General features: G+C 41.6%; 16 protein-coding genes. 4 read left to right on the top strand and 12 right to left on the bottom strand.

From position 1 onward, the window contains the following. Position 1 precedes the first annotated feature (1 nt). The 11 genes from R5R67_RS01255 to R5R67_RS01205 all read right to left on the bottom strand — a co-directional run bounded on the left by R5R67_RS01255 (position 2) and on the right by R5R67_RS01205 (position 14,750). Entirely contained in the window at positions 2-1,813 is a 1,812-nt protein-coding gene (locus R5R67_RS01255; RefSeq protein WP_000459271.1) for a monovalent cation/H+ antiporter subunit D, read from the bottom strand. Next, a complete protein-coding gene (locus R5R67_RS01250; protein ID WP_000624229.1) occupies positions 1,813-2,181 on the bottom strand; it encodes a Na+/H+ antiporter subunit C in 369 nt (122 codons plus the stop codon). The genes R5R67_RS01255 and R5R67_RS01250 overlap by 1 nt, the downstream gene beginning before the upstream one ends. Further along, positions 2,178-5,027, bottom strand: a complete 2,850-nt coding sequence (locus tag R5R67_RS01245; protein WP_000381584.1) for a monovalent cation/H+ antiporter subunit A — start codon at positions 5,025-5,027, stop codon at positions 2,178-2,180. The genes R5R67_RS01250 and R5R67_RS01245 overlap by 4 nt, the downstream gene beginning before the upstream one ends. 314 nt (positions 5,028-5,341) lie before the next feature. Beyond that, positions 5,342-6,724 carry an AAA family ATPase gene (locus tag R5R67_RS01240; RefSeq protein WP_000764522.1) on the bottom strand — a complete coding sequence of 461 codons (1,383 nt, stop codon included), beginning with the start codon at positions 6,722-6,724 and terminating at the stop codon, positions 5,342-5,344. Positions 6,725-6,747: 23 nt separating this feature from the next. Next, entirely contained in the window at positions 6,748-8,250 is a 1,503-nt protein-coding gene (locus R5R67_RS01235; protein WP_000065138.1) for a UvrD-helicase domain-containing protein, read from the bottom strand. Positions 8,251-8,259: 9 nt separating this feature from the next. Next, the gene (gene hisIE / locus R5R67_RS01230; RefSeq protein WP_001066569.1) at positions 8,260-9,033 is read right to left on the bottom strand and encodes a bifunctional phosphoribosyl-AMP cyclohydrolase/phosphoribosyl-ATP diphosphatase HisIE; all 774 of its coding nucleotides are present in this window, start codon (positions 9,031-9,033) and stop codon (positions 8,260-8,262) included. 154 nt (positions 9,034-9,187) lie between these two features. Next, positions 9,188-10,510 carry an FAD-dependent oxidoreductase gene (locus R5R67_RS01225; RefSeq protein WP_000856571.1) on the bottom strand — a complete coding sequence of 441 codons (1,323 nt, stop codon included), beginning with the start codon at positions 10,508-10,510 and terminating at the stop codon, positions 9,188-9,190. A gap of 124 nt (positions 10,511-10,634) precedes the next feature. Continuing rightward, positions 10,635-12,254 (bottom strand): ABC1 kinase family protein, encoded by a 1,620-nt coding sequence (locus tag R5R67_RS01220; RefSeq protein ID WP_000612218.1) that lies wholly within the window; start codon positions 12,252-12,254, stop codon positions 10,635-10,637. A 12-nt stretch (positions 12,255-12,266) separates the two neighbouring features. Continuing rightward, complete coding sequence (locus tag R5R67_RS01215) at positions 12,267-12,935, bottom strand: SCP2 domain-containing protein (RefSeq protein ID WP_000269711.1); 669 nt, start codon at positions 12,933-12,935, stop codon at positions 12,267-12,269. 11 nt (positions 12,936-12,946) lie between these two features. Then, positions 12,947-13,894 (bottom strand): bifunctional demethylmenaquinone methyltransferase/2-methoxy-6-polyprenyl-1,4-benzoquinol methylase UbiE, encoded by a 948-nt coding sequence (gene ubiE / locus R5R67_RS01210; RefSeq protein ID WP_000064213.1) that lies wholly within the window; start codon positions 13,892-13,894, stop codon positions 12,947-12,949. A gap of 148 nt (positions 13,895-14,042) precedes the next feature. Further along, positions 14,043-14,750, bottom strand: coding sequence for an FFLEELY motif protein (locus R5R67_RS01205; RefSeq protein WP_000039802.1), 708 nt, complete (start codon positions 14,748-14,750; stop codon positions 14,043-14,045). A gap of 207 nt (positions 14,751-14,957) precedes the next feature. On the opposite strand from R5R67_RS01205, the gene R5R67_RS01200 reads away from it, so the two are divergent. Then, a complete protein-coding gene (locus tag R5R67_RS01200; protein WP_000003544.1) occupies positions 14,958-16,376 on the top strand; it encodes a polyphosphate--AMP phosphotransferase in 1,419 nt (472 codons plus the stop codon). 22 nt (positions 16,377-16,398) lie between these two features. Here R5R67_RS01200 and R5R67_RS01195 read toward each other — a convergent pair whose 3' ends face one another. After that, a complete protein-coding gene (locus R5R67_RS01195; RefSeq protein WP_000687235.1) occupies positions 16,399-16,905 on the bottom strand; it encodes a hypothetical protein in 507 nt (168 codons plus the stop codon). Positions 16,906-17,076: 171 nt separating this feature from the next. On the opposite strand from R5R67_RS01195, the gene R5R67_RS01190 reads away from it, so the two are divergent. The 3 genes from R5R67_RS01190 to recD all read left to right on the top strand — a co-directional run bounded on the left by R5R67_RS01190 (position 17,077) and on the right by recD (position 26,274). Further along, the gene (locus R5R67_RS01190; RefSeq protein WP_000511243.1) at positions 17,077-20,712 is read left to right on the top strand and encodes an exodeoxyribonuclease V subunit gamma; all 3,636 of its coding nucleotides are present in this window, start codon (positions 17,077-17,079) and stop codon (positions 20,710-20,712) included. 3 nt (positions 20,713-20,715) lie between these two features. Beyond that, positions 20,716-24,414: a UvrD-helicase domain-containing protein gene (locus tag R5R67_RS01185; RefSeq protein ID WP_318754735.1), complete on the top strand. Its 3,699-nt coding sequence runs from the start codon at positions 20,716-20,718 to the stop codon at positions 24,412-24,414. Between the two features lie 108 nt (positions 24,415-24,522). After that, positions 24,523-26,274 (top strand): exodeoxyribonuclease V subunit alpha, encoded by a 1,752-nt coding sequence (gene recD, locus R5R67_RS01180; RefSeq protein WP_000369427.1) that lies wholly within the window; start codon positions 24,523-24,525, stop codon positions 26,272-26,274. Positions 26,275-26,329: the final 55 nt, after the last annotated feature.

The following is a 26,329-nucleotide window of genomic DNA, read 5'->3' as shown; positions in this document are numbered from 1 at the left end:
GTTATGGCTCCATAGGTTTCAGTTGACTTTCATCAGCAATGGTTGGGGTTTGCAATTTTTCTTGCTGCTGAATTTGGCGGTGTTTATATTCAGAAATATGCTCACCGTTGAAAGTATCTTTCGAAATAATGTCAGGAATAAGATAGGCATTATGATCTTCAACTTCACCACCATATTTTGTTTCTGGTAAATAAGTTGAGTCATATGGCTGAACACTAATAACTTCGCCATTTTGATCAGTTTTAAGAATAGATTGCTGATACAGGGCATGATCTTGAATTTGCTGAGCGGTATTTGTGGTGTAGTGCAATACAGGTGAAGCAAATGCTACATAAGCCACTAAACCGGCAAGCAAGATATAGATGACTGTATCGTTACGTGGCGGTGCTTTTTCAGGTAAAGCACGATAAATAATATAAGCAGGATTGATCGGGTCTTCTTCTGGTGGTGATGCACGCCAGAATAAAATAAAGCCGACACGTGTTAATGCAATAATACTTAATAAACTCACCAAAAGAACAATACCAATAACCCAGCCTTGATATGCAGTTTCAACAGTAGCCTGCAAAATAAATACTTTCCCAAAGAAGCCACTAAAAGGTGGTAAGCCTGCGAGCATCATGGCAATCAGGAAATAAGTCAGCATGGCTGCTTTTTCTTGTTTAATTCTCGGTGCAATCTTTAAATGGTCTTTAAAATCACCGCGCTGTGAAGTCATCCAGCCACAGAACAGGTAAAATGCTGCACCAATCAATGTACTATGGACTAAATAGAATAATGCTCCAGACCACGCTTGCGTGTTTGACATGGCAATTGCAATCAATAAAGTACCAATTGAAGACAGCACCATAAAGCCAACAAAACGTCTGAGGCGATCTGCACCAATTGCGCCAATCACGCCATATAAAGAAGTCACTAAACCAATTGGAAGCAACCAGCTTTTAAAGATTTCTTGGCTGAGTACATCATTAAATACAGTTCCATTGACACGCAAAATGGCATAGATCCCCACTTTGGTCATAATGGTAAAAATTGCTGCGACAGGTGTACTTGCCACGGCATAAGTTTTTGGTAGCCAAAAACCAACTGGTAGCATGGCCGCTTTAATACCAAACACGACAAATAATAGTAAGGCACCTGCAACTGCTAATTTATGTTGATCTGCATCTAAAGTCGGTAGCAAACGTGAAACGTCAGCCATATTGAGGCTACCTACACTGCCATAGATCATGCCAAGACCAATTAAGAACAGGGCAGAGGCTAAAAGGTTGATAATGACGTAATGCACACCAAGCTGAAATCTCGGTTTTCCTTGTCCATGTAATAAGAGGACGTAGGATGCCATGAGCAAGATTTCAAAGAAAACGAACAGGTTAAATAAGTCGCCTGTGAGAAATGCGCCACATAGCCCCATTAAAAGAAAATGGAATATGGCGTGGAAATAGCGACCTCTCGTATCCCAGTTTTCACTGGCATACCATAAAACCGGAACTGCTAAGGCATAAGTTAAAACTAGCATAAAAGCTGAAAGGCGGTCGAGTACCAGCACAATACCAAAGGGAGCTGACCACTCGCTCAACTGATAAACCGTAATTTGGCCAGTGTTTGCAACAAGCAGATAACTAACAGCAGTGATTAACCCAGCTATTGCTGAGATCAAACTAATGCCACGGCGCCAAGGTTGTCGCCAATCTTCTTTTAATGCACCAGCGCCAGGGTTACCTAGAAGCAATAAGATAAAACCAGTAAATGCCGGGATGAGGATACTGAAAATTGGTGTATTAGCTTGCCAAAAAGATAAAAAATCAAACATCACGGCTCATCCTCACGTGGGTCGTATGTTGGAGAAATATCTTCTTTAGCATCAACATGGTCACTACCGGATTCATAACGGCTACGTAATGCAAGTTGCACAATAAAAGCAGTAGTAGCAAAACCGATTACGATTGCTGTTAAAACAAGTGCTTGTGGAAGTGGATCTGTAATATTGGTGGTTTCGGTTAGGATGGCTGGTGAGCTGACTTGCAAGCGACCCATCGCAAACAAAAATAAGTTAACCGCATAGCCCAGCACTGCTAAGCCCAACACAACAGGGAAGGTACGCGCACGTAAAATTAGATAAATGCCTGTCGCAACAAGTAGCCCAATGGCAGAGGCCAGTAAGAATTCTAAACTGATCATGATGATTTCTCCCCATGAGGTACAGGACCAGACATACTCGAGTGGCGAGAGTCCCCTAATACAGAAATGAGTAGCATGGTAGCGCCTACTACGGTGATATACACACCCAGATCAAAGCTCGCTGCTGAAGCCAGATGCAACTTACCTAAAACTGGTAATTCAACATAGACGTGCGCACTGGTTAAGAATGGGCGTGCCCAGAACCATGCGGCAATGCCAGTAAGGCCAGCAATTGTTAATCCGGAGCCAATCCAGATTTCGTAAAGACGGCCGGATTGTGCTTTTAACATTTGTTCTGCTTGATCTTGACCTAAAGCAATGTACTGAATAATCAGTGCCATTGAGGTAATTAGACCTGCAATAAAGCCACCACCCGGGTAGTTGTGCCCACGCATAAAGATATAGACACTTACGACCAATGCTAAAGGTAACACCCAAGAGGCCGTAATACGGAACATAAGCGGAGATGGGTTAAAGCGGTAGGTGAGGCCTTGTGTCATGGTGGTGCCATGTACGCGCATGCCATCCATGAGACATAGTGCACCAATCGCAGCAATGCCTAGTACTGTAATTTCACCAAAGGTATCAAAGCCACGGAAGTCCACCAAAATAACATTTACAATGTTTGAACCGCCGCCAAGTGGTAAGGATTGCTGAGCAAAGAACCATGAAATCGAATTATGATCACGCGTTAAAATAAGCCATGTAATCCAACCAATTCCTAAACCGCCAATAATTGCTAACGCAGCATCTCTCCAACGTCTTGAGCGACGAGATTCATATGGCGTAAGTTGGGGGAGTAACGATAAGCTCATCAACAACAGAACAGTCGTAACTACATCTACCGTAATTTGAGTGAGTGCTAAGTCAGGTGCCGACATGGTGACAAATACCATGGTAACCACAAGACCAATTGCACCACTAATGAGTACAGCCTTGATACGTTCATGGTGGAACCAAAGCATCATCCAGCAACCTGAGAATAAGGTCAGCCAAAGAACTACTGCAATCCATGGTGCGTGAGTCAGCTCACGTGTACCTGTGGTAATGCCCTGATTGAACAAAGGCAGAGTAACCATGACGATGCTAAAAGCAATGATTAAGAACAGGTAACTTTGCAAAGAACCATTTTCGGTTTTTTGTTTAATTTTCCGGCTTGTTAATAATAAATGCTTTAAGAATAAGTCAAATAAAATACGGCCTTGTAAGCGCCCTAAACGTGGGTCAAGGTCGATCTTACGAATCATGCCATCTTTTGCTAGGGCAAAATAGAAAAGCGTACCGCCAACCAGAGCAATAATACTCATGATTAATGGCGCATTAAATCCATGCCAAATTGCAAGATGAGTACCTGCAAAATCAGGTTGCATAAGACTTGCACGTGTCACACTGTTAACTAGAGGCTCGACCAGTAGGGCAGGGAAAATACCGACCAAAATACATAGTGTCGCAAGAAATATAGCTGGTGCTCGCATGCCGATAGGTGGCTCGTGGGCATTTTTATTTGGAACTTGTTTACCTACGGGGCCATCAAAAAATACGCCGTGTACTAAGCGAATTGAATAACTGACTGCAAAAATACCGGCAAGCGTCGCAATAATACTGGCAAAGATAACAGTTGATCCTGAAAGGCTCGCTAATAGCTCGGTAAAGAACATTTCTTTAGAAATAAAGCCATTAGTGAGAGGAACACCTGCCATGGATGCCGCTGTAATCATAGTCAGTGTTGCGGTAAACGGTAATAGTTGCCAAATCCCACTTAACTTTCTAAGGTCACGTGTACCTGTTTCATGGTCAATGATCCCGGCAATCATAAACAGGGCAGCTTTAAAGGTGGCGTGGTTGATAATATGGAAAATTGCCGCAGCAACAGCTAAAGGTGAACCAATACCAAGCAGGCAAACGATAAGACCTAAATGACTAATTGTAGAATAGGCTAGTAGCCCTTTTAGATCTTCTTTAAAAATTGCGAAGCATGCGGCCATACAAAGTGTAAATAGGCCGACAAACGTGACAATGTTGTGATAAAGCGCAGCGCCAATGAAAATAGGTGCAAGACGAGCTAATAAGAAAATCCCAGCTTTTACCATGGTGGCAGAGTGCAAATAGGCCGACACGGGAGTGGGCGCTGCCATTGCATTGGGTAACCAAAAATGGAACGGGAACTGAGCACTTTTAGTAAATGCACCCAGTAAAATAAGCAAAAGCGTCGGAACAAACAGATAGTGACTTTGAATGAGGTCTTTCATTCCGACAATATCATTAATTTCGTAGGTTCCTGTGATTTGTCCTAATAAGACAAATCCACCTAGCATGGCGAGTCCACCCATACCTGTAATGGTAAGTGCCATACGCGAGCCACGTTGAGCAGCTTCGTAATGACTCCAGTAACCGACTAATAGGAAGGATGAAATACTGGTAAGTTCCCAAAAGACTAATAAAATAATTAAATTGTTAGAGAGGGAAATACCGAGCATTGCTGCCATAAACAGCATGAGTAATAAATATAATTTACTTAATGAATTTTTAGGGCCTAGATAATAATAGGCATAAATATAAATGAGTGTACCGATACCGGTAATAAGAAGAGAAAATAATAAACCAAGGGCATCAAGTCTAAAGCTCAGATTAATTCCTAATTGTGGTAACCAATCCCAACTTTGTTGAATGCTTGCACCACCAAGCACAGTTTTAGCCTGAGTCAGTAATAAACCAAAACTGGTTAAACTGACTCCGATCGCCCCTAAAGCCGTTACTCCACGTGAAAACCGTTGAAGCAATGAAACAAGGGTGGTGCCTAATATTAACGGTAATAAGATAATTATCGGTAGCACACTCGTATCCATATATAATTTAGACCGAAGCCTAAAGGTGAAATTTTCATTTCAGAATAGATAGGAATTCAAAGAGATTTCCAAAGCTTATATTCTGAAAACCCGACCAAATTAGAAAAATAAAGCGAGAAACAAGTTGTATTGCGCAACTTGAATAATAAAAACGCAAAATGAAATTTATTGTACACTAAAAAATCATTAAAAATCTGATGTTATTACATGTGGTAACAACATCTAGTGATTTTTCCGCTCAAAAAACCAGATTTCATCATATATTTAGCGAATTCGGTTTTATTATAAAAATTGAGCGAAATGGATAATAAATTTTAAAGAGAGGAGGTTTCTTCCGAGGTGTCTCCAGCATGAATCATACGTAATAATTCATTTTTTTGCTGTTCACTTAGATTTTGGATTTGTTGGTACAAACTATCAATTTGAGCTGTTGCTGGCTCGGTATCAAGCGGTAGGGGATCTATATGCGGCGTTAACGCTTCATCTCGTTGTAATAACGTGTAAAGATGTTCGAGTTGCTGCTGAGTAGTATTTAAATCAAGTGGACTGATTTTTCCATGCTCTAATTTAAAACATTGATATGCGGCTGCATGTTCAAGTAATTCTTCACGGCTTCCGGTCACAATAATTTGTAAGCGTGGGAATGCGCGATGAAGACGATTTAAAATTTCTGAGCAATGTGCTGCATCTAGTTGTGAATCGATCTGGTCAATTAACAAAATGCCTTCACCTTCAAGACAAGGGTCTAAGCTCAACGGATTGAGCAAACAAAGCCTGCGAACCACATCGCCTACGAGTGCAATCCATGTTTTAGTGGTGTTGGAAAGTTGTTGAAAGGCCAAGACTTCACCCTTGTAATGTGCCATAAGTTGAAGTTTTGGGTGATATTGCAAATAAAAGTCTTCAAGCTCAGGAAAAATAATCTTTAACGCCGATTTTAATGCGTACAAATTAGGTGAAGGAAGCTGTTTAGGATGTCCTGCCAATTCAAGTTGTAGCTGACGTAAAATTTCTTCTTGATCTTGTGAATTGGATTGTTTCGAAATAATTCGCTGCACAACATGAGCCGCTTGCGCATTTTCAATATCACTAATTTCACGTAACCACTCAAAAAAGCGGGCGAAAGTGGTAAACGGAATGAAGCTAATGTCATAAGCAGAAATAGACTGGGTAATACCCGGTAAATTTTTATTCAGTAAATTTATATCGTTAACAAACCGCTCTGACGGATAATAAGCGAGTAAGGGAAGACCTTGAAGTGGGTCTTTTCTTGTGACTTGATGATAAAGGGTAATGGTTTGATCGAGCTGCTGGGTTTCGACTTGACTAATCCCTACACCACTTGAATTTAAGGTCTTGAACAGTTTCCAGCTACAAAGAGATGTGTCGGTTTGCTGGGTTGAAGTGGTTTCAGGGAGCTGTCCAAATTCCGGTGGAATCTGGATGCTGACTTCTATTTTAGACTGCAAACGAGAATGGCTAATGTCCTGATCTGGCATGACAATGCCTGGGGTGCGTGCATCTTTAAGGCGCGCAGGAAACCATGTTAAAGCATGATAAATATGCTTGAGTAGCATACTTTTGCCAGTTGCTTGCTCACCCAAAATTAAAGTAATCGGTTGTTTGTCATATTGAAACTGTATTTTTAGGTCATGAAACAGAGCAATATGTTTAAATTGGATAGATTCAAGTTTCATAGGCTCACCTAATTATGAGCGCTTCAACCAACCGACTGACGAAGACTTAAAGGCGCCCTTAGTTTTAATTGTTGTATCAGATCATAAAGATGATGGATATTTAGACTTACTTTAGCACGAGTACAGGCCACGTACAGTAATCTTAACTCTTCATCTGTAATCTTATGCTCTAATCCATTAATTTTAAATTGATAGTCGTCTTCAATATGGACACGGTTCCATTCTAGCCCTTTCGCTTTATGCGCAGTCGAGATGACATAGTCAGCTTGCTCAAGGGGAGTAATCTTTGCAAGTGCTTTTTTTAATGGGTCAGTGCCGTGATCATCTACCAGTTTAACCAATGGTTTAATATCGCTTCCTTCATTGGTTTCGCAGTACTCATGAACATCATGCCATGAGTTAAACCATGCCAACTCAGGAACGTCAGTAACTCGTTTTCCTTGCTTTAAGAGGCTTGCAGCATCTACAAAACGGTTTAGTTTTTGATGGTCAGCTTGCAAACTCACTTTATCGCCGTGAACTAAGCCTGCCAATAACAGCTCCATTGCGCGAGCATTGGTACGACACAAAATCGCATCACGCATTTTTGTATGCGGTTTATTGACTACACTTGATTTCTGGTTCGGGTTACCAAGCAAAGGAACTGTCTCATTTAAGCCACCTAACAACGCATTGGCGACATCGGCAATTGCCTCTCCAAAACGAAAAGAGGTCGTTAAGCGAGACTCTGGCAAAGGCAGCTGTTGCATGGCATTTACTGCACCGCGCCACGCGTAGATTTGCTGATGTGCATCGCCTACATAAATAACCTGAGTACTTTTTTGACGAAGCAAAATACCCAGCATTAAAGGGTCAGCATCTTGTGCTTCATCAAATAAGACATAATCGGCCGGAATATTAGGCTCAGATAATGCCCAAAGTTTGAGGTAAATATCGTGACCAATTCCCGCTTGATGGTTTGGGTCGATGGACTCTAACCAGCGGCGTTCTACTGCCGGGTAAAGGTGAGTTTGAAGTGCAGTAATATCGTCTGGATGTAACCAGTTTGGCGCCTGAATATGTCGAGGAGCTGGATATTGAGAACTGGTCGAACAGAAATAGCTCACCGCATTGGCGACAAGGCTTGCGAGGCGACTTGGCATTAAGACGTATTTTTCATAACGTCCACCCATCATTCGACGTAAGGTAATCGGTTCTAGTCGATATTCTTTTGCAATAAAGCTTGGGCTTAAGCGAGGTAAACGTAATTTATCAGTTACGCCACGTGGCACACTGCGAAAGGCGAGTGAGTGAAAAGTACGGCAGTCTACATTGCGATGAAATTTGTTTTGAGCTTCACCAGCAATGGCTTTGTTAAAAGCCAAATACATACCACGCCGTTCAGGCATGGCATCACTAATCATTTGCAACGTAGTAGTTTTACCTGTGCCCGCATAGGCAATCACTTTAAATGATTGCCCAAGACGTGCGTTATCTATGGCAATTGCTTGCTCATAGGTGGCTTTAGGTTTTTCGATATTCGACACTGAGTGATTTTAAACCTTATTGCGGTTAGCTTTTTCAACTAAACCAGATAAACCCTGACGACGACCTAACTCGTCAATAATAAGTTGTGGATTAAGATCGAAATAACCCAACATGACAATACTATGGAACCACAAATCGGCAGTTTCATAAATCAAGTCATTTAAATTGCTTTCTGTATTTTGAGCAGCGTAGTCTTTCGCAGCAATAATGGTTTCTACGCCTTCTTCGCCGACTTTTTCTAAAATTTTATTGATGCCTTTTTTGTAGAGGCTTGCAACATATGAAGTGTCTGCTTCTGCTTGCTTACGCTCTTGCATCAATTGCCCTAAGTGAGCAAGTACATCCACTTGTTCAGTAGTATGAGCATGATCGTGACTTTCAGCTTTGGCTTTGTCGCCATAAATTGCAGTAGGGTCTTTTAACTGTGCATCGACAATTTCCCAGCCCTGTGGGGTGAGTTTACGGTAGAAACAAGACTCACGACCTGTATGACATGCGATACCGCCATGTTGCTCAACCTGTAATACAATCACGTCGCCATCGCAGTCCAGACGAATTTCATATACCGTTTGGAAATGACCTGATTCTTCACCCTTGTGCCAAAGTTTTTGGCGAGAACGGGAGAAATACACAGCCTGATTTTTTTCTGCTGTGAGTGCGAGTGATTCACGGTTCATCCACGCCACCATCAAAATACGTCCGGTTTGATGATGTTGAGCAATGGCAGGGATAAGACCTTGTTCGTTAAATTTTACTTCATCGAGCCATTGCGTGTTATTCATGAGGAATCACCAAAGAAATATGAACTATAAATTGATATCAATCAGATGCTAAAAAATAGCGTGTATAGTGTACGGCATCAACGCCACTTTGCGGAAAAATTCTTTGTCCTTTTTGTCTCTCCCTGTGTAATGAGTAGCTTGTGCTCGGCTACTTTTAAAAATCAGTCAGAGATTCATTTTTTAAATGAAACGCACTGCTTTCTTTGCTTTCTTTAGGTAGTTGAGCAACCTGATCATATTCAAGATGGCGGAATGGCCCTGTCTTTAAACCTGAAATTGTGATGGCCATTTCTTTTCGAAAATACGGGATTTGATACATCCAAGGGAAAACTAAATCTCTTAAACCTCCCGCCCACCAATGGTCAGATTGATAAAGTGGTGTTAGTAAGCGACTAAGAAATTGATAAAACTGGGTAGATGAACCGCGAAGCTGGTGATAATGCTGCCAGAGCAGGGACCAATCAATATTCTGGTTTTTTTGAGCTTGTCGCAATGATTGAGAAAAAGCCCAAGCATCTAATAAAGCCATATTGGCCCCTTGTCCTAACTGAGGACTCATCGCATGAGCTGCATCTCCAATTACTCCAATTCGACTTTGACCAAATTGAGTCATGACGACATCACGGTAGTTCGCAGATAACCATTTGGGCTGAGTTTGACTGTTATACAAAATTTCTTTGAGCCACTCTGCAACTTTGGGCCAACGTTCTGAGACTTGCTTTAACCAAGCTTGTTTAGCCTGCTCATCTTGCAAAAAACTTTGTAATTGTGGCGTAGGTAAGCTCCAAAAAACACTTGAAAGGCGCTGTTGAGGTTCGGTTGGAATCGCTCCCGTAGGAAGAATTCCCATCATAATTTTCGAGCGATCATAAAATTGATGCAGAATTTCAGAATCGAGGACTTGGCACTCGGGCACGATACTCCATGCAGCCCCCCAAGGATAAGCTTTGTCAACTTTTACCCATGCTTTAGGGCGTAATTGACTACGAGCACCATTGGCAATGAGTAGGCCATCAAAGCAAGCATCAAACTTTTGGTTTTGATGACTGCCGAATATCCGAACTTCATCGTTATGTTCTACAAAACTTTCAACGGAATGATTCATGCACCAAGTAATCTGGCTTGAATACTCGTTAAGTTTTTGAGTGAGAACGTGACACAAAGTGGCTCGGTGTATACCTAGACCATAAAGATTTGTTGATGCTTCGCGATAGTGACTGTTAACTAAAAGACGCTTGTCTGGAAGTTGTCCTTCTAAGCCTGTGACTTTCGCACCTAAGGTTAGGGCTTTGTCGAGCACACCTAAGTGCTCAAATACGGCTAAGCCCGCAGGTTGTAGCAGTAAACCTGCACCTACCGGAGATAACTCATCAACTTGTTCAAAAATAGTAACGTGGTTGCCTTCACGGGCGAGCAAAATCGCAGTGGCTAAACCTGCCGTGCCTGCACCAATAATGGCAAAATGAGGTGTTTTCATTGTTTGTTCTTTTCAAACATTCATAAAACTAAATTTAGCAATGAACGGATAATCGATCTATATTTTTTTAAATTATAAGTTTTACCCATAAAAAAATCCCTTGCATGGGCAAGGGACTTGGAAGTTATTTCAATACACGCCAAAGCGCTAATAAGCTGCTCAACACAATCAAAATAATAGATACAAACCAAGGGCTAATAATCGCAATAGTTAGCAAAATTAGCATAGTACTGCCAAACATCCAGCTACGACGTTGTTGGTGTTCCATTTGTAAACGAAGCTGTTGAATTTCACGTAACTGACGATCTTGCCAAGCAGACTGATTTTTTAAACCATTTAAGCTATCAATAATTAAACTTGGGAAATCTTGAGCGCCTAAAAGCAGGTCTGGTAATTGCTGACCAAGCTCTTTTACATTTTTGACTGGGTTCATATTAGATTTGACCCATTCTGTCAAAATTGGTTTTGCCAATTTCCAGATGTCGAGCTGCGGATAAAGGTCCGTACCTAGGCCTTCTACATGCACTAAAGTTTTGAGTAGTAGCATGAGCTGTGGCGGGATTTCTAAATGGAAGCGACGGGCAATATCCATCACTTGAATTAAGATACCCGCAAAATCAAGTTGATCCATTGGTTTAGACACCATTGGTCCAACAGTACGGCGCATTTCACGTGCTAACGCGTCTTGGTCTGTACCCGGTGGAATCCAGCCAGCTTGATGCACAATTTGAATGAGCTGCATAAAGTTGCTGTTCATGACAGCAAGCAACATGCGGGCAACCGTCATTTGGTCGTGCTTAGAAAGCTCACCCATAATTGCACAGTCCAGTGCAATAAAGCGTGGATTGCTTGGGTTGATGGTTTCTACAAAGACATTGCCGGGGTGCATGTCGGCATGGAAAAAGTTATCGCGGAATACTTGCGTAAAGAAAATGGTTAACCCTTTTTCTGCAAGTTGTGCGCGGTCCATACCTAAACGGTCAAAGGTTGCCGTATCTGAAATAGGGACACCAGTAATACGCTCAGCCACCATGACATCTTTGGTGTCCATGTAGACTTCTGGCACATACATCATGGTTGAACCAGTGAAGTAATGACGCATACGACGGGTGTTATCTGCTTCAATACTTAAGTCCAGCTCATTTAAAATGATTTGGCGGTAGTCTTGAATAATTTCAGATAAATGTAATGCACGGGCAGCTTCAAGACGACTTTCTAAGGTGTTGCCTAGCCAAGCCAGAATTTCAAAGTCTTGTAAAATCTGGCTACGAATGTCTGGACGAGTAACTTTAACAACAACTTCACGTCCATCATGTAGCGCCGCTGTATGGACTTGTGCAATTGAGGCTGCTGCAAGTGGTTGATCATCAAAGCGGGCAAACAGTGTATTTACATCTGCTTTTAAAGAATCTTGAATACGTTGTTTGGCAACTTCTCCATCAAAAGGTTTGACTTGATCTTGAAGTAAAACCAGTTGGGCGAGTATTTCAGGTGGAATCAAATCACGACGGGTTGACAGGAGTTGTCCAAGCTTAATTGCAAGCGGCCCCATATCTTCTAAAGCTTCTTTAAGCTTTAAAGGATTTTTGCGTTCACGACTAGACCATGCTGCCGGATGCATTTTTATAATGTTCAATGCATGCTTAGCTTTAACAGGTAATTCATCCGCAGGGAACAACGTATCGAGTCTATAGTGCGCTGCAATACGCCAAAGTTCGAGTAAACGTGAAACGTGCGGAATCATATAAAGTCTTACCTAGTCTTGAGTGGGTTGTAGTTGTGCATTGAGCTGCTGCAATTTAGCTTCTAGACGATCAATGTCTTGATTGAGCTTACGCGTAGCCTGATTTAAATCGTCCATTTCCCAACGTGGGGCAAATAAACCGCTGTCTTCTTTTAAGGCATCTTCAGCAAAAAATAGATGACTTTGAAGAGAGCGTTTTAAATGTTTTGGTGCAAGTTGGATCTTACCGATTTCGTGAGCGAGTTGAGGACCAACCCATTTTGATAGATGCGCAGCTAAATCAGGTTCAGCTTGCTGCATAATTTTTTGAATATCCTGTAAGAGGTGATAATCACCTTGAAGCGGGATATTACCAATCTGGTCTGGATCGCTTAATAATAATTTGATCAGTTCAACGACATCTTTGACATGCAAAGTTGCAGTGGCTTCAGAAATTTTAAATTGTGGATCAAAAGGGCGCTGCTCAAAAATAGATGGCTTTTCACTGTGCCCTGTAACGGTAGGTTCAAGACGTACTTTTTCTTGGTCAAAGAATACATCAACAGAAAGTTGCGGGCTATCGATGATAACACGCAACATTTTGCCCTGTAGCTGATTGAGCTGAGTGCGGGTTAATGCATCCAGATCGATCAGATGATGAATGATACGTTCGACTGCACCGAGTGCCAGAATCGACCACATATCGTTATCCCTTACAGTTTAAAACCGCGGTGAACAGCAACAATACCGCCAGTCAGGTTGTGATAGTCACAGTTCTGGAAGCCAGCATTTTCCATCATACCTTTTAAGGTACGTTGGTCTGGGTGCATACGAATTGATTCAGCCAAGTACTTATAACTTTCTGAGTCATTGGCAACCAATTTACCCATAATCGGTAAAGCAGTGAATGAGTAGAGGTCATAAAGTTTTGAGAATGGCTCAAATACTGGTTTAGAAAACTCAAGAACAAGTAAACGACCACCTGGCTTAAGCACACGGAACATAGAAGCAAGCGCTGCGTCTTTGTCTGTCACGTTACGTAAACCAAAGCTAATGGTGACAAGGTCAAAGCTGTTGTCTGCAAAAGGTTCTAAAGTTTCAGCATTGGCAAGTACAAAATCGACATTGGTACAGCCTGCATCAATTAGACGATCACGGCCAACATTGAGCATAGATTCGTTAATGTCTGAAAGTACCACATGACCCTGCGGGCCAACTTCACGGCTAAATACTTTTGCTAAGTCGCCTGTACCACCAGCAATGTCTAACACGTGTTGGCCACGGCGAACACCAGACATGTTAATTGCAAAGCGTTTCCATAAACGGTGAATACCAAATGACATCAAGTCATTCATAAGGTCATATTTGCTTGCAACCGAGTGGAAAACTTCAGCAACTTTTTGTGCTTTATCTTCAGTTCGAACTGTTGAATAACCAAAGTGTGTTGTTTCACCAACGTTGCCAGTGTTGCCTGCACCACGTGGTAAATTGTATTTCGGCACAGAACCGCTAACAGGTGTATCTGTTAAGGTTTGCTGTAAAGATTGTTGTTGCCCTTGAGGTGTACCTTGCGGTAAAGGTGAGCTTAGGAATGGGCTAACTTTGTCTGAACTTTGTGCCTGCTCAGTTGGAGATGTTGGCTTTTGGTTTTCGTTAGACATATTGTCTCTCCTAGACTCAAACTCAAGTGAAACGGAATAAGTTCTGCATGATGACAGATTTTGTCTATTTTTACAGGCATCATCATGCAAATATAATGAATAAAATCTCAACTTCGTGAGGTTGAGTTTTTTCTATGTGCCGACCTTATCACACTCTAAACGGATTCGGATGTCCTGAATGTACTTTTTCAACAATCTGGCGTTCTTTTTCCGTAAAAGTTTTAATAAAGACCTCAGCCGATTTTAAAGGTTTCATTGCGCTAAAACCATCTTGAATAAAATCATACATCAATTCGAAGTGATATTTTTGTGCAATACCTTTACACATTTTAAAAGCAGTAAACATCATAAATGAACGCATGTATTTATCGAGTGCTGCTCCTAAATCGTCAAGAAGGGCAAGCTGTTGGTAACGGGCTTCAGCCTGATCAAGCTTGATTAAGGTTAAGCGCATGATCTCGTCGGTAAGTACGGTATCTGCCGGATAGTCTTCAAGAAGCTGCATTGCTACTTGTTCATCAAGTTGAGTGGCAAGTACAGCCAAACTTACCGACTTTGTACCTGTCTTAATTGCGTTTTCAGGTAAAACCTTTTCTGCTTTATGTGCATATTTCAATAAACGTTCAATTTGTGCTGCAAGTGCATCGAACTCTGGTCCACCATATAAACGGTTTAAAAAGTACTGAGCCATCAGTTTGTGTTCTGGCAAATTAAAAAAGTCGTGATGCGTCTCTTTCATCCGTTCTTTTAGCCATGTTTGTACATCTTGCAAACGTTGGGCAAGCACTGGATTGTCGTGATAATTAAATGTTTTATATTGTTGTAAAAGTTCATCAAAAGCAGCGAGTTTAGACATGTAAGGCTCTAATATTGGGCTATTTACAAAAAATCATAAGAGGCATTGTAACCTTCTACTATGGCGAGTAGATGTAAAAAAAATGATTTATACGTCAATTTTCAGGTTAAATCGTGTTGCAATGACATAATTTGTATAGCAATTCATCACCCAAGCGCATAAGTTAAATAATGGCGAAATTAAATAAAAAGATTAGAGCAGTGGACCATGAGTGAACAACAACCAAAATTTGAAATACGAGACGAAGAACAGCTTTCAGTTGATTTAATTGAAGCACAATATGCTTTAAAAGAAAGCCGAGGGAAACCCAATGCCAAAAGCACACTCATTTTAATGAGTGGTATCGAGTTAGCTGGAAAAGGGGAAGCGGTTAAACAGCTTCGTGAGTGGCTAGATCCAAGATATCTGCGGGTAAAAGCAGATGCACCACGTGTGCTGACAGACTCTGAAGCATTCTGGCAGTCTTATTCAGCATTTATTCCGACTGAAGGCCAAATTGTGGTGATGTTTGGCAACTGGTATAGCGATTTGTTGGTTACGGCAACTCATGTGTCAGAACCTTTGGATGATGCGCGTTTTGATGCTTATGTTGAAAATATGCGGGCGTTTGAACAGGACCTAAAAAATAACTATGTCGATGTCATTAAGGTTTGGTTTGATCTTTCGTGGAAATCACTCCAAAAACGGTTAGATAAAATAGACCCATCTGAACAGCATTGGCATAAGCTTCACGGCCTAGACTGGCGTAATAAAAAACAATATGACACTTTGCAAAAGCTACGCCGTCGCTTTACCGACGATTGGTACATTATTGATGGGGAAGATGAAAAACAGCGCGATCAATTTTTTGCTCAGTATCTTTTACAACACATGCGTCAGCTGCCTGAACATGAAACTGAAGTCAAAGGTAAATGGCAACAGGCAAAAATTCCTGAGAGTTTATTAAAACCTGCTCAGGAAAAAATGGATAAAGCCGAATATAAAAAAGAGCTTGATAAACTCAGTAAAAAAATTGCCGATACCATGCGCTTTGATAAACGCAATGTGGTGATTGCATTTGAAGGGATGGATGCTGCGGGTAAAGGGGGAGCTATCAAGCGAATTGTTAAAAACTTAGACCCGCGTGAATATGATATTCACTGTATTGGAGCGCCTGAACGTTTCGAAGCAAGACACCCGTATTTGTGGCGTTTTTGGAATCGTATTAATGAAGCTGAAAAAATTACCATTTTTGACCGTACCTGGTATGGCCGTGTGCTGGTAGAGCGTGTTGAAGGATTTGCTTCACCTATTGAATGGCAAAGGGCATATGACGAAATCAATCGCTTTGAAAAAGACTTATTTGATAGCCAAACGATTGTGGTAAAAATTTGGCTAGCAATTAGTAAAGATGAGCAAGAGCAGCGTTTTAAAGCCAGAGAAGAGACACCGCACAAACGCTTTAAAATTACTGCCGAAGATTGGCGTAACCGTGATAAGTGGGATGATTATTTAAAGGCAGCTGCAGATATGTTTGAGCGGACCAGTACCGAATATGCGCCTTGGTATATTGTCGCAACAGACGATAAATATACTGCACGCTTGGAAGTGTTAAGAGCTATTTTAAAACAGCTGAGAGCAGATTAAACTCTCAGCCGTAAGTTGGATTTTAGTTTACAACCGCGCCACGACTTTTTTGTTGAATACGTTTAGCAAGGTTGTAGCTGTCATTAAGATGAGTTTGGGCTATTTTTTTCATCATAAAATAGCCTAAACTTGCTGCGACAAGTTGCCCACCTAGTGGAACGAATTTTGTCACTTGTTTGGTAACAATCTTTCCAAAGAAACCGTTAAAGGTTTTTTTAACGGTAGTGCGAGCGACCACAAAGCCTGAAAATTGAAAGCCGCGTTTTCGTAATTCATCCCAGTGAATTGTTTTTGTTTTTGGATCATAGACACTGACATGTTCAGGCGCTAAACCAAAACGGGAATTAATATCGGGAATAAGCTGTGACAAAATTCCCAAATCTACTACCACGTCAAAAAAAGGAATGGGTACAATTGCTGCACCAGCAGAGACGTAAGCTCTTTTCTGAATGAGTTCTTGGCACTCATCGCGAATTTGTTCCAGATTTAGGCTAGGATCAATATAGTCAGGAATGTTATCAATTTTCATAATGTTTTACCTGTAATGTGTTCCTTGAAGGTGCCTTGCCAACACAAGGTAAGTGACACCTAAAATGAGATTATGCTGTGTTTAAACCAACGTGACATAGTCAGATTCAGTTGTATAGTAATGAATGTTTATGATTTTGTGCATAAATTATGCGAGTAGGATATGAAATAAATGGGTATCCATGTTATTCAAAGTCAACGTATTGATGTGTTGTTGCAGGGCGTACTGGCATCTACGTCCCAGCCGTCAACGCATCCATTACAGGTTTTGAAAGCCCAGCATTTCATTGTGCCAAGTCCTGCCATCGAGCAGTGGCTGATACAAAAACTTGCAGAACAGCAAGGAATGAGCGCCAATTACCAGTTTCACCAACGTGTGCGCGGGTTTCAGTGGTATGCCTATCAACAGGTCCTCACGGCACATAAGGAGCAGGTTCGTAAAGCCAATATTCCACGCTTGATTTTTAAATGGCGTGTACATCAAGCCTTACAGGAATTTATTCAGCCTGATGTCATGAGCATAGATAGCTCTCATCCACTGCATTCTATTGTTCAACGTATTTATGATAGCGCAGATCGGCTTGAACAAGGTATTGAGAAGCAGCTAAAAAAGCAAAAAATGTTGTATTGGGTTGCTGAGCAGGTTGCCGATTTATTTAGTAACTACATGGTCTATCGGGGACAGTGCCAGCGTGGTTGTGAAAATATGTGTACTTGTCCAAATAACTGGTTAGCAGCATGGGGACAAGGGCGATCACTTGATATCGAAAAGTATATTGCCCATAAAGATAAAGAAGTTTCGGCATTTACTTTGCAGCAAACTCAAGAGTTAGAACGTTGGCAGCGCTGGTTATGGCAGCAGCATTTTCATGATGATTTTATGCAAATGCAGCAAATTGACGAATTATTCTGGCAGGAATTAGAACATCCTGAGCGCCAGAAGAAAGCACTGTCTCGTTTGCCGCAGCAAATTGTCATTTTTACTTTACTGGATTTACCACCCAGCCAGCTTCAGTTTTTACGTCGTTTAGGGCAATACATCGATGTTTTGATTTTGCACTATAACCCTTCGCAAGAATATTGGGCCGATAGTGTCGACCCACTCTGGAAACAGCGCTATGACTTAGGGGTAAAAGAGCGTTTTATAGCGAAGAACCCCCAAGCGACCGATGCGGAAATTGCCGATTTCTTTAATAAATTTACGCTTAATTTTAATGCTGAGGCGCGTGAGTCAAGACATCCGCTGTTAACAAGATTGGGCAAACAAGCCCGCGACCACTTCTCATTACTCTCAAACTTGTCTACAGGTGAAGAGGGTAAGTGGGTGGATGCTTTTGTCGATGATTTTCCTGAAAGTTTACTTGGCAAAGTTCAGTCAGATATTTTGCACTTGGTGGAACCCCAAGCCAAGCAATATGAACTTGCCCCTAACGATGACTCAATTCAGATTCATGTCTGCCACTCGACATTACGGCAACTTGAAGTATTGAAAGAACAATTGATTGGCTGGTTGGCAAAACCGCACGAACAGCCGCGTCGTCCAAATGATATTTTGGTTTTAGTTCCTAATTTGGCAGAAGTAGAGCCTTTAATACGAAGTGTTTTTCCTGCTACAGCGACTGAGCAAGGCGTGCATTTGCCTGTCAAAATAGCAGGAATTGCCTCACTCGATGCACTTAATGCATGGCGTGCCGTGATTGGGCGTATTCACCTTATGCAAGGGCGATTTAGCTTTGATGAGTTTGCTGACTGGCTTGGTTTACACGCGACTCAACAGCGTTATGCACTTGAATATGCTCAAGTAGAGCGAATTTTAACTTTACTTGCTGATGCAGGGTTTAAACGTGGACTTGATGCAGAGCATCTGAAACGTAGTTTATGTGACGGCGATGATGATTATCGATATAGCTTTAAATTTGCTTTAGAGCGGTTAGCGCTCGGCATAGCAATTCCCGAACATGCTACATTTAATCAGGTGCTGAGTTACGCTAAGGTTCAACCGGGCGATTTTGAGCTTATTGGTACGCTCATTCAGATTTATCAAGATTTAAATGAACGCCGTGACTGGCTCATTATGCATGAGCAGAAAAAAAGTCATACGGTGGAATACTGGCTGCAAATACTCTCGCAAGATATTGTCGAGTTTGAGCAGGCCGGTGTGGCTGCTTTAAAAACTGCGCGGGAAATTGTAAAAAAACAAGAGCGTATGTTAACGCTCGCAAGCTACTATGCCGAGACAGAAACAGGCACCTTACGTAAAATCACCTTGCCTTTGCCTTATATTCTGGATGAGATTCAGCGAACTTTAGAAAATCAAACGGCTCAAGCTGAACCGACTGGACAGATTACCTTTGCCCAGATTGGACAAATTCGTCCGTTGCCTTATCGTTTAATTGTGATGTTGAACCTTGATGCAGGGCAGTTTCCAAATCGAGACACCCATGTGCCATTTGATTTGATGGATGCCTTACGGCAACAATTAGGTGATCGTTCCCGTCTTGAGGATGACCAAGGCGCTTTCTTAGATGCCCTACTTTTAGCTCAAGAAAACTTATGGCTGTTTTATAACGGCTTTGATGTCAATGACGGTGAGGTGAGAGATCCTTCTAGTATTCTTCAAGAGTTCCGTGAGCATCTTGCACTTATTGTAAAGCCAGAACCAAATGCACCCGATCGAGAAGTGATTGAAGGTATTGAAATTCCCTCTCAATTAAAACAGCTCTATCACTTACATTATTTACAGCCATTTGACCCTAAAGGTTTTATGGCCGAGAACCGCTATATTCGTTATCAAGATCACTGGTTTAACGTGGCGATGCAAATTCAGCAAGCTTCCGGTGTTCTCAAGCCTTGGGCAAATATATCTTATCCTTTAGAAATACCTGACATGTTGGTTTTAGACAGCCATCAGTGGATACAGGATGTGACTTTCCCCGCACGTTTATATTTAAAAACTTTAGGCGTAGAAAACTTAGGAAATGTAGGCGTATTAGATCAGAATGAACCTTTGCTTTTAGATGGTTTGGGCCGTTATACCATTCGACATTTTTTACAGCAAAACGAACAGCAGGCACAGCCTGAAGTTCTACTTGATCAGTTGCCTGTAGGCAAAGTTCAATACAGTGCATGGCAACAGGGCATTTTTGAACAGGAATGTTTGCTTGAGCGCCTTCATCATTATGCGCCAGCCGTGACTCAAACGACTCAGCGTGTGTGGCGAATTGCCAAACAGCTACATATGAATATTACGGTGCCAAAATCTGAAACTCAGGATTGGGTCAGCATGGAAGCATCAAGTGCTCGGGCAAAAAGACGTGCAAAAGTCTGGTTAGAGTACCTGCTTTGGTTGGCCTATTTAAATGAAGGAAGTGCAGGAGCTGAAAGACGCCGCATTGTGGTTTTTAGTGACCAAACCGTCATCTGTAAGGGTATTAGTTCAGAGCAAGCTCGGCAGTATTTACAACCGTGGTTTAAAATCTGGCGTTATGCTCAACAGCAGCCACTCGTGTTACCAGCAGCTTTATTATTAAAGCCACTTGAAAAAGCCAAGGCATATCAGTGGGAAACAACAAATCCGACAGAAAAAATAAAACTGGATGAGAAGAGCTATGCGGAGCTGTTAAAATACTGGAATGAAACGGGGACATTTACCTCTATCGATATGACACAAAATGAAGCGTGTAAGTTACATCAAGACTGGCGTTTCATTTTGCAAGAACAAGATGCACAAGCATTACTTCAACATGCTTGTGATGAGTTTGCCTATGACCTGTATCATCCGGTTTTTCAATTTCAACATTCGGAGTAAGGCATGAACTCAAGAGTACAGGTGTCTTATCAACCTATTATTGATATTGAATTTAGTGGACTGCATTTAATTGAGGCTTCGGCGGGTACCGGGAAAACCTATACACTGTCGAGTTTAATGGTTCGTATTTTTCTTGAGAAATATTTACCGGGCCAAGTCATTGCAACAACATTCACCCGCGCTGCTGCGGCTGAGTTAAAAAGCCGAATTCGTGTGCGTTTGGTCGAAACCTACCGTTACTTAGATGCCAAGCGGAGCTTGACTGAAAAAGAGATCCTTTTGCAGGCCGAGCAAGAATCTGACTTATTACTGCAACATATTCTCAAGCATTTTGCGACACGTATTGCCTATGCCTGTGAGCGTTTAAAGCTCGTTATCGATCAGTTAGATGAGCTGTTTGTCGGAACACTTGATAGCTTTAGCCAAAAGCTATTACGTGAGTTTGCCTTTGAAAGTGGCAAAATTGAACGTGCTCAAATTACCGATGACGCTAAAACCTATAGCCGACAACTGATTCATGATGTTTTACGTGAATGGATACAGTCTCAGCCTCAAACGATGATTGATGCGTTGTATCTGGCAGGTGAGTTAAAAAGTGTCGACAGTTTTGTCAAACTGGTCGAAGACTCACTGAATTTTAGTTCGGCTCACTTTAAACTTCCCGAAAAGCCTACCATTCAGTTTGAACAGCTTGCTCAGCTCAAACAGCTGGCAGCAGAAATTGATATCAGTCTTCTAGAACCGTATTACTCGCTTGATGGCGACCACTATAAACATGTAAGCGGCACAATATTTCGTAATGGAGCATTTAATAAGTTATTTAGTGAATGTTTGCCACAGTTATTACAAGTTTTAAAGCAAAGCGACAGTATTTTAGTTTTTGATGGGTCTTTGGCAGTACAACGGGAACTCGTTTTTAAGTTTTTAGGCCAACTTGCCGATCAGAAAGTTTTCAAGAAATGTCCTGCCGAAATTTCGGATGGATTTTATCAGCATCCTTGTATTCAGCAGATTCAGCAGTTATTTGGTGTGCTGAAAAACTATGCTGAAAAGTTCGATCAGCTTCATATTTATTTAAAAGCCTATTTGTGTGTAGAGGTTAAAAAACGTTTACCGCAGGTTTTACAAAACAAGGGCGAGACGACTTTTTCTCAGCAAATTCGCACTTTGTCAGAAGCTTTAAAGGGTGAGCAGGGGCAACGTTTCGCCGTATTTGTGCAGGCTCGATACCCCTTAATTTTGGTTGATGAGTTTCAAGACACCAACCAAGACCAAGATGACATGCTCGCCAGCATTTGGCGTCATCCAGAACGTTACCAAAAAGGTTGCATGATTATGGTGGGTGACCGTAAGCAGGCAATTTACGGTTTCCGTGGTGGGGATATGCTCACCTTCTTGAATGCCTACAAAGATATTCAGGCAAAGCATGGTCGTGAATATAAGTTAATTCATAACCACCGTTCAGTCGCTGACTTGGTTGAAGTGGTTGATGCCTTATTTCAAAGGCAAATCGACTTTGGTGAACAGGTTCAATATGACCCAATTCGGGCAGGGACTCGACCACATCCAGTTTTAATCGATCAAAACCAGTCTAATCCGTACCCTTTACGTTGGCTCATGCTAAAAGACAAGGAAACGGAAGCACAGCAAGTCGCGTGGAAAATACATGATTTACTTAATCAGTCACATGCAGGACAACTTTATTTTCAAAAAGATGCTCAGACTCAAACCTTAAATGAAGACGATATTGCGGTCTTGTCGCGTAATCATGATGGTCTTGATAAAGTTCAATTTGAATTAGAACGTTTAGGAATACGAGTTAATCGGCCATCAAAACGAAGTGTTTTTGATTGCACAATTGCTCAAGATGTTGGGGCCTTACTCACTGCGATTCTTCATCCTTACGATGAGGCCAAAGTGAAACGAGCTTTGATTAGCCGTTTATTTGCTATGGACCTTAAACAGCTGTTGCAACTCGAACAAACGGCCGAAGGTTTAAGCCAGTTTATGACGGGTTTTGATACTATTCGGGAATTGTGGTCAGCTCAGGGCTTTTTAGTAGCATGGCAGCAATGTTTAAACCAATTTGGCATTTGGAAAAATCTGGTTGCTGTCCAGAGTAAAGATAATGAGCGGGTTGTGGTGAACTTGCGTCATTTGACCGAAATTTTGAGCCAACATAGCGAGAAATATCAGGGCGCGCAAAATCTCTATCACTGGTATCTCAAGCAATTACAATCACCGCTTGATCGTGAATGGGAGTTAGAGCGTAGGTTGTCGAGTGAAGCTGGCGTACAGCTCATGACCATTCACCAGTCAAAAGGTCTTGAGTTTAAAATTGTCTTTTTGCTCGGGGCCGACAAGCCATTTCGGGAAAATAACAAAACACTTAACTTCTCGACCCAAGATATAACGGTTCCGGAGTCGGCTCAAACCCTAACACAACGTGTTGTTGCGATTGCCGATAAAACATATTTAAACGAAATCGAGCTGAAGCAGCATGAAGAACGGGCTTTGGCGGAACAAAACCGTCTATGGTACGTTGCTTTAACCCGGGCAAGTCATCGTGTTTATGCGCTCTTACAAGATACAGATGGCAAGTCTGTTTCAGGTTTGGCATTTTGGAAAAACAGAGCGGAACCATTCCAGCACCGTTGTTGTACCGATGAAATAATTTTGGAGCAACCACCTGCTGCAAGACATTTAAATCAACACATCAATATTATTGAGATACAGGCGCAGCATTTTCCTGATCAGCGCTTTTATTCGAGAGGCAAAACCAGTTTTAGTTATCTGGCACAGCATTTAAGACATAAAGTAGGTAAAGATTTACTCGCGAGTCAGAGCCATGAAGCTGTTTTAGCCGAAGATGAACTCGATCAGGTTATTTCTGTTGAGGCGCCCGCAGCACAGCCAATTAACTGGATCAAAAGTAATTTTCCGAGAGGGACGCTCGCAGGTAATTTCTTACATGAAATTTTTGAGCATATTGATTTTCAATGTTCAGATGAGTGGGTAAGTGAAATACGTCGTCGTTTTAAAAATGACTACAGTAGTTTGTGGCAAGATTTATTAATCAAATACCAAGAAAGCTTTCCCGAAGAACAAGAAGCGGAATATTCGCTTTATCACGCTGTGGCCGAATGGTTGCAAGAGATTTTAAGCACGCCGTTATATCAAGGCTTTCGCCTAAATCGGTTACAGCCAGAGCACTATTTATCAGAGTGTCCTTTTTATTTAGCACTGTCGGATCGTGTGTTAGCCATGAAACGTATTCAGCAGCTGTTTGCTGAATATGGTATGGAAATGCCAGAGTTATTAGAGGCTCGTTCTGCACGCTATTTAAATGGTTCGATAGACTTGGTTTATTTTGATGGACAGCGTTATCACATTGCTGACTATAAGAGTAACTACTTGGGTGAAAACCTTGCCGATTACAGTGTAGAAAGCATTGCACAAAGTATGTCTTTAGCCAGCTATTGGCTACAAGCAGGCCTGTATTTGGTTGCATTACATCGTTATTTAAAAGTCAAAATGCAGAATTATGATATTGAACAACACTTAGGTGGGGCGACTTATCTTTACTTGCGCGGTATGAATGGCGAAGCTGAGCAGGGTTATTATTATTGGCAGCCAAGTACAGAATTTGTTCTACGACTCGATGCTATTTTAGGGTACTTTGCTGAGGATAAAATTGCATAAAAAATGCTGATAAATGATCTAATTTTAGAATTAACAAATACTTGGGGTGTGGATAAGCCTGTCTATAACCATGTGGACAAGCGTGTGGAAAACTAGGTGGATAAGTGTGTGGACAATCTAAATAGCCCTGAACAAAGCGATTTAAGCTGGTTAATGACTTGGAGTACCTTTCTAAATCAAGCCCCGTTTACTGCACAGACACAAGCTCCAGAGGCAGCTTATTTTTTGCAGCAGCTAATTGAAGCGAGCTTGCAGGGTGACAGTTGTATTGAGATTAGCCCAGAGCAAATAGAAACACTTGGCCAACTGGTGATATCTGCTGAACAAGCAAAGTCTCAAGTTGCCCCTTGTGTCCACGACGGGCAGGGGTTGGCATTATACCGATATTGGAACCTAGAGCAACGTCTAGCTGAGCAAATTCGCCGATTAAAGCAACAACCAATTCAACCTGTTTCATGTGAAGAGCATTTAGACTTATTAACTGATCCTCATCAGCGAGCTGCTTTGCAAATGGTGACTCGGCAGAGCTTAAGTATTATTACAGGTGGGCCGGGTACAGGTAAGACCTATACGCTTGCTCGTATTATTGCTGTGCTTAGTCAGGCAATTCCGCATATCCGTGTGGCGATGGCTGCTCCGACGGGTAAAGCTGCACAGCGTATGCAAGAAGCCTTACAAAACTCGTTTAATGATCCCAAACTGCTTGAGTCGGGGCTAATGAGTGATGAGCTAAGAAACCAAAGTACCCAAACTATCCATCGATTATTAGGTATGGGGCATAGTCAAACTCCACGGTTTAATCAAAAACAGCCTTTGCCTTATGACGTTATTGTGGTGGATGAAGCCTCTATGCTGGACTTAAATCTGGCAACGTTATTATTTGAAGCGGTCCCTGACTCTTGCCGAATTATTTTATTAGGTGATGCCAACCAGCTTGCTTCTGTAGACGTTGGAGCTGTACTTGCAGATTTACAGCAAATCGAGGCTTTGTCTGAAAACCGTGTTCACCTTCAAACCAGCCGTCGTTTTGCGGAAGGGGCTTTGATTGGTCAGGTTGCCCGATTTATTCAAATGCAAACCAGTCAAATTGATCATGAGCAAGTTTTACAACAGTTTGAAATTGATATTGTTCAAGTTTCAGAGTTACGTTCAATACCTTTAGAAGCTGATATGCCCGATGTGGTTCAGCTTGAATATTTACCCGAAGACTCCCCTATAACGCTAGAAACTTACTACCAAAAATTGATGGTGGGTTTTCAAGGCTATGTGCAAAGCTTAAAAGCTTATTTACAAGATGATCGTTCAACTGAACATATTGAAAATATCGTTAAGTCATTCGATGACTACCGTATTTTAACTGCCGTACGTCATGGGCCATTTGGTTTACAGCAACTTAATCAATATGCCGAACGCTGGTTACAACAACAGCTAGGTATTGTGACTTTAGGAGGATGGTATGTAGGCCGTCCGGTTATGATGACTTATAACGATTACCAGCTCGGCATTTCAAATGGTGACATTGGTTTATGTTTTGAACATAGAACCCAGCCGCAACAGTTTGAAGTGTATTTCCCAAGTTTAAATAAGTGGGTTGCTGCAAATCGGCTACCTAAAAGTATTCAAAGTGCATTTGCCTTAACAATTCACAAATCACAAGGTTCTGAATTTACCCATACAGCTGTTGTTGTTGATCAGACTGCCAAGAATTTGTTAAGCCAAGAGTTGATCTACACTGCGATTACACGAGCCAAAAAAGTAGTGAGTTTATTGGTTCACCCAGAGGCATTACTTCAATCCTTTACAGTTCGCACGACAAGAAAAAGCGGTTTAGTTGAAAAAGTTAATCGGTTAGTTCGTTAAGCCAAACTTAATATTTTTACCCTTGTAAGAAAAAGCTTACATGGATTCGAGATAT

It is taken from the genome of Acinetobacter sp. OYA S30, from assembly GCF_033599315.1.
In the GTDB taxonomy this organism is placed as follows: domain Bacteria; phylum Pseudomonadota; class Gammaproteobacteria; order Pseudomonadales; family Moraxellaceae; genus Acinetobacter; species Acinetobacter baumannii.
The sequence above is the reverse complement of the archived record's forward strand: the minus strand, read 5'-3'. Positions and strand labels throughout refer to the sequence as shown.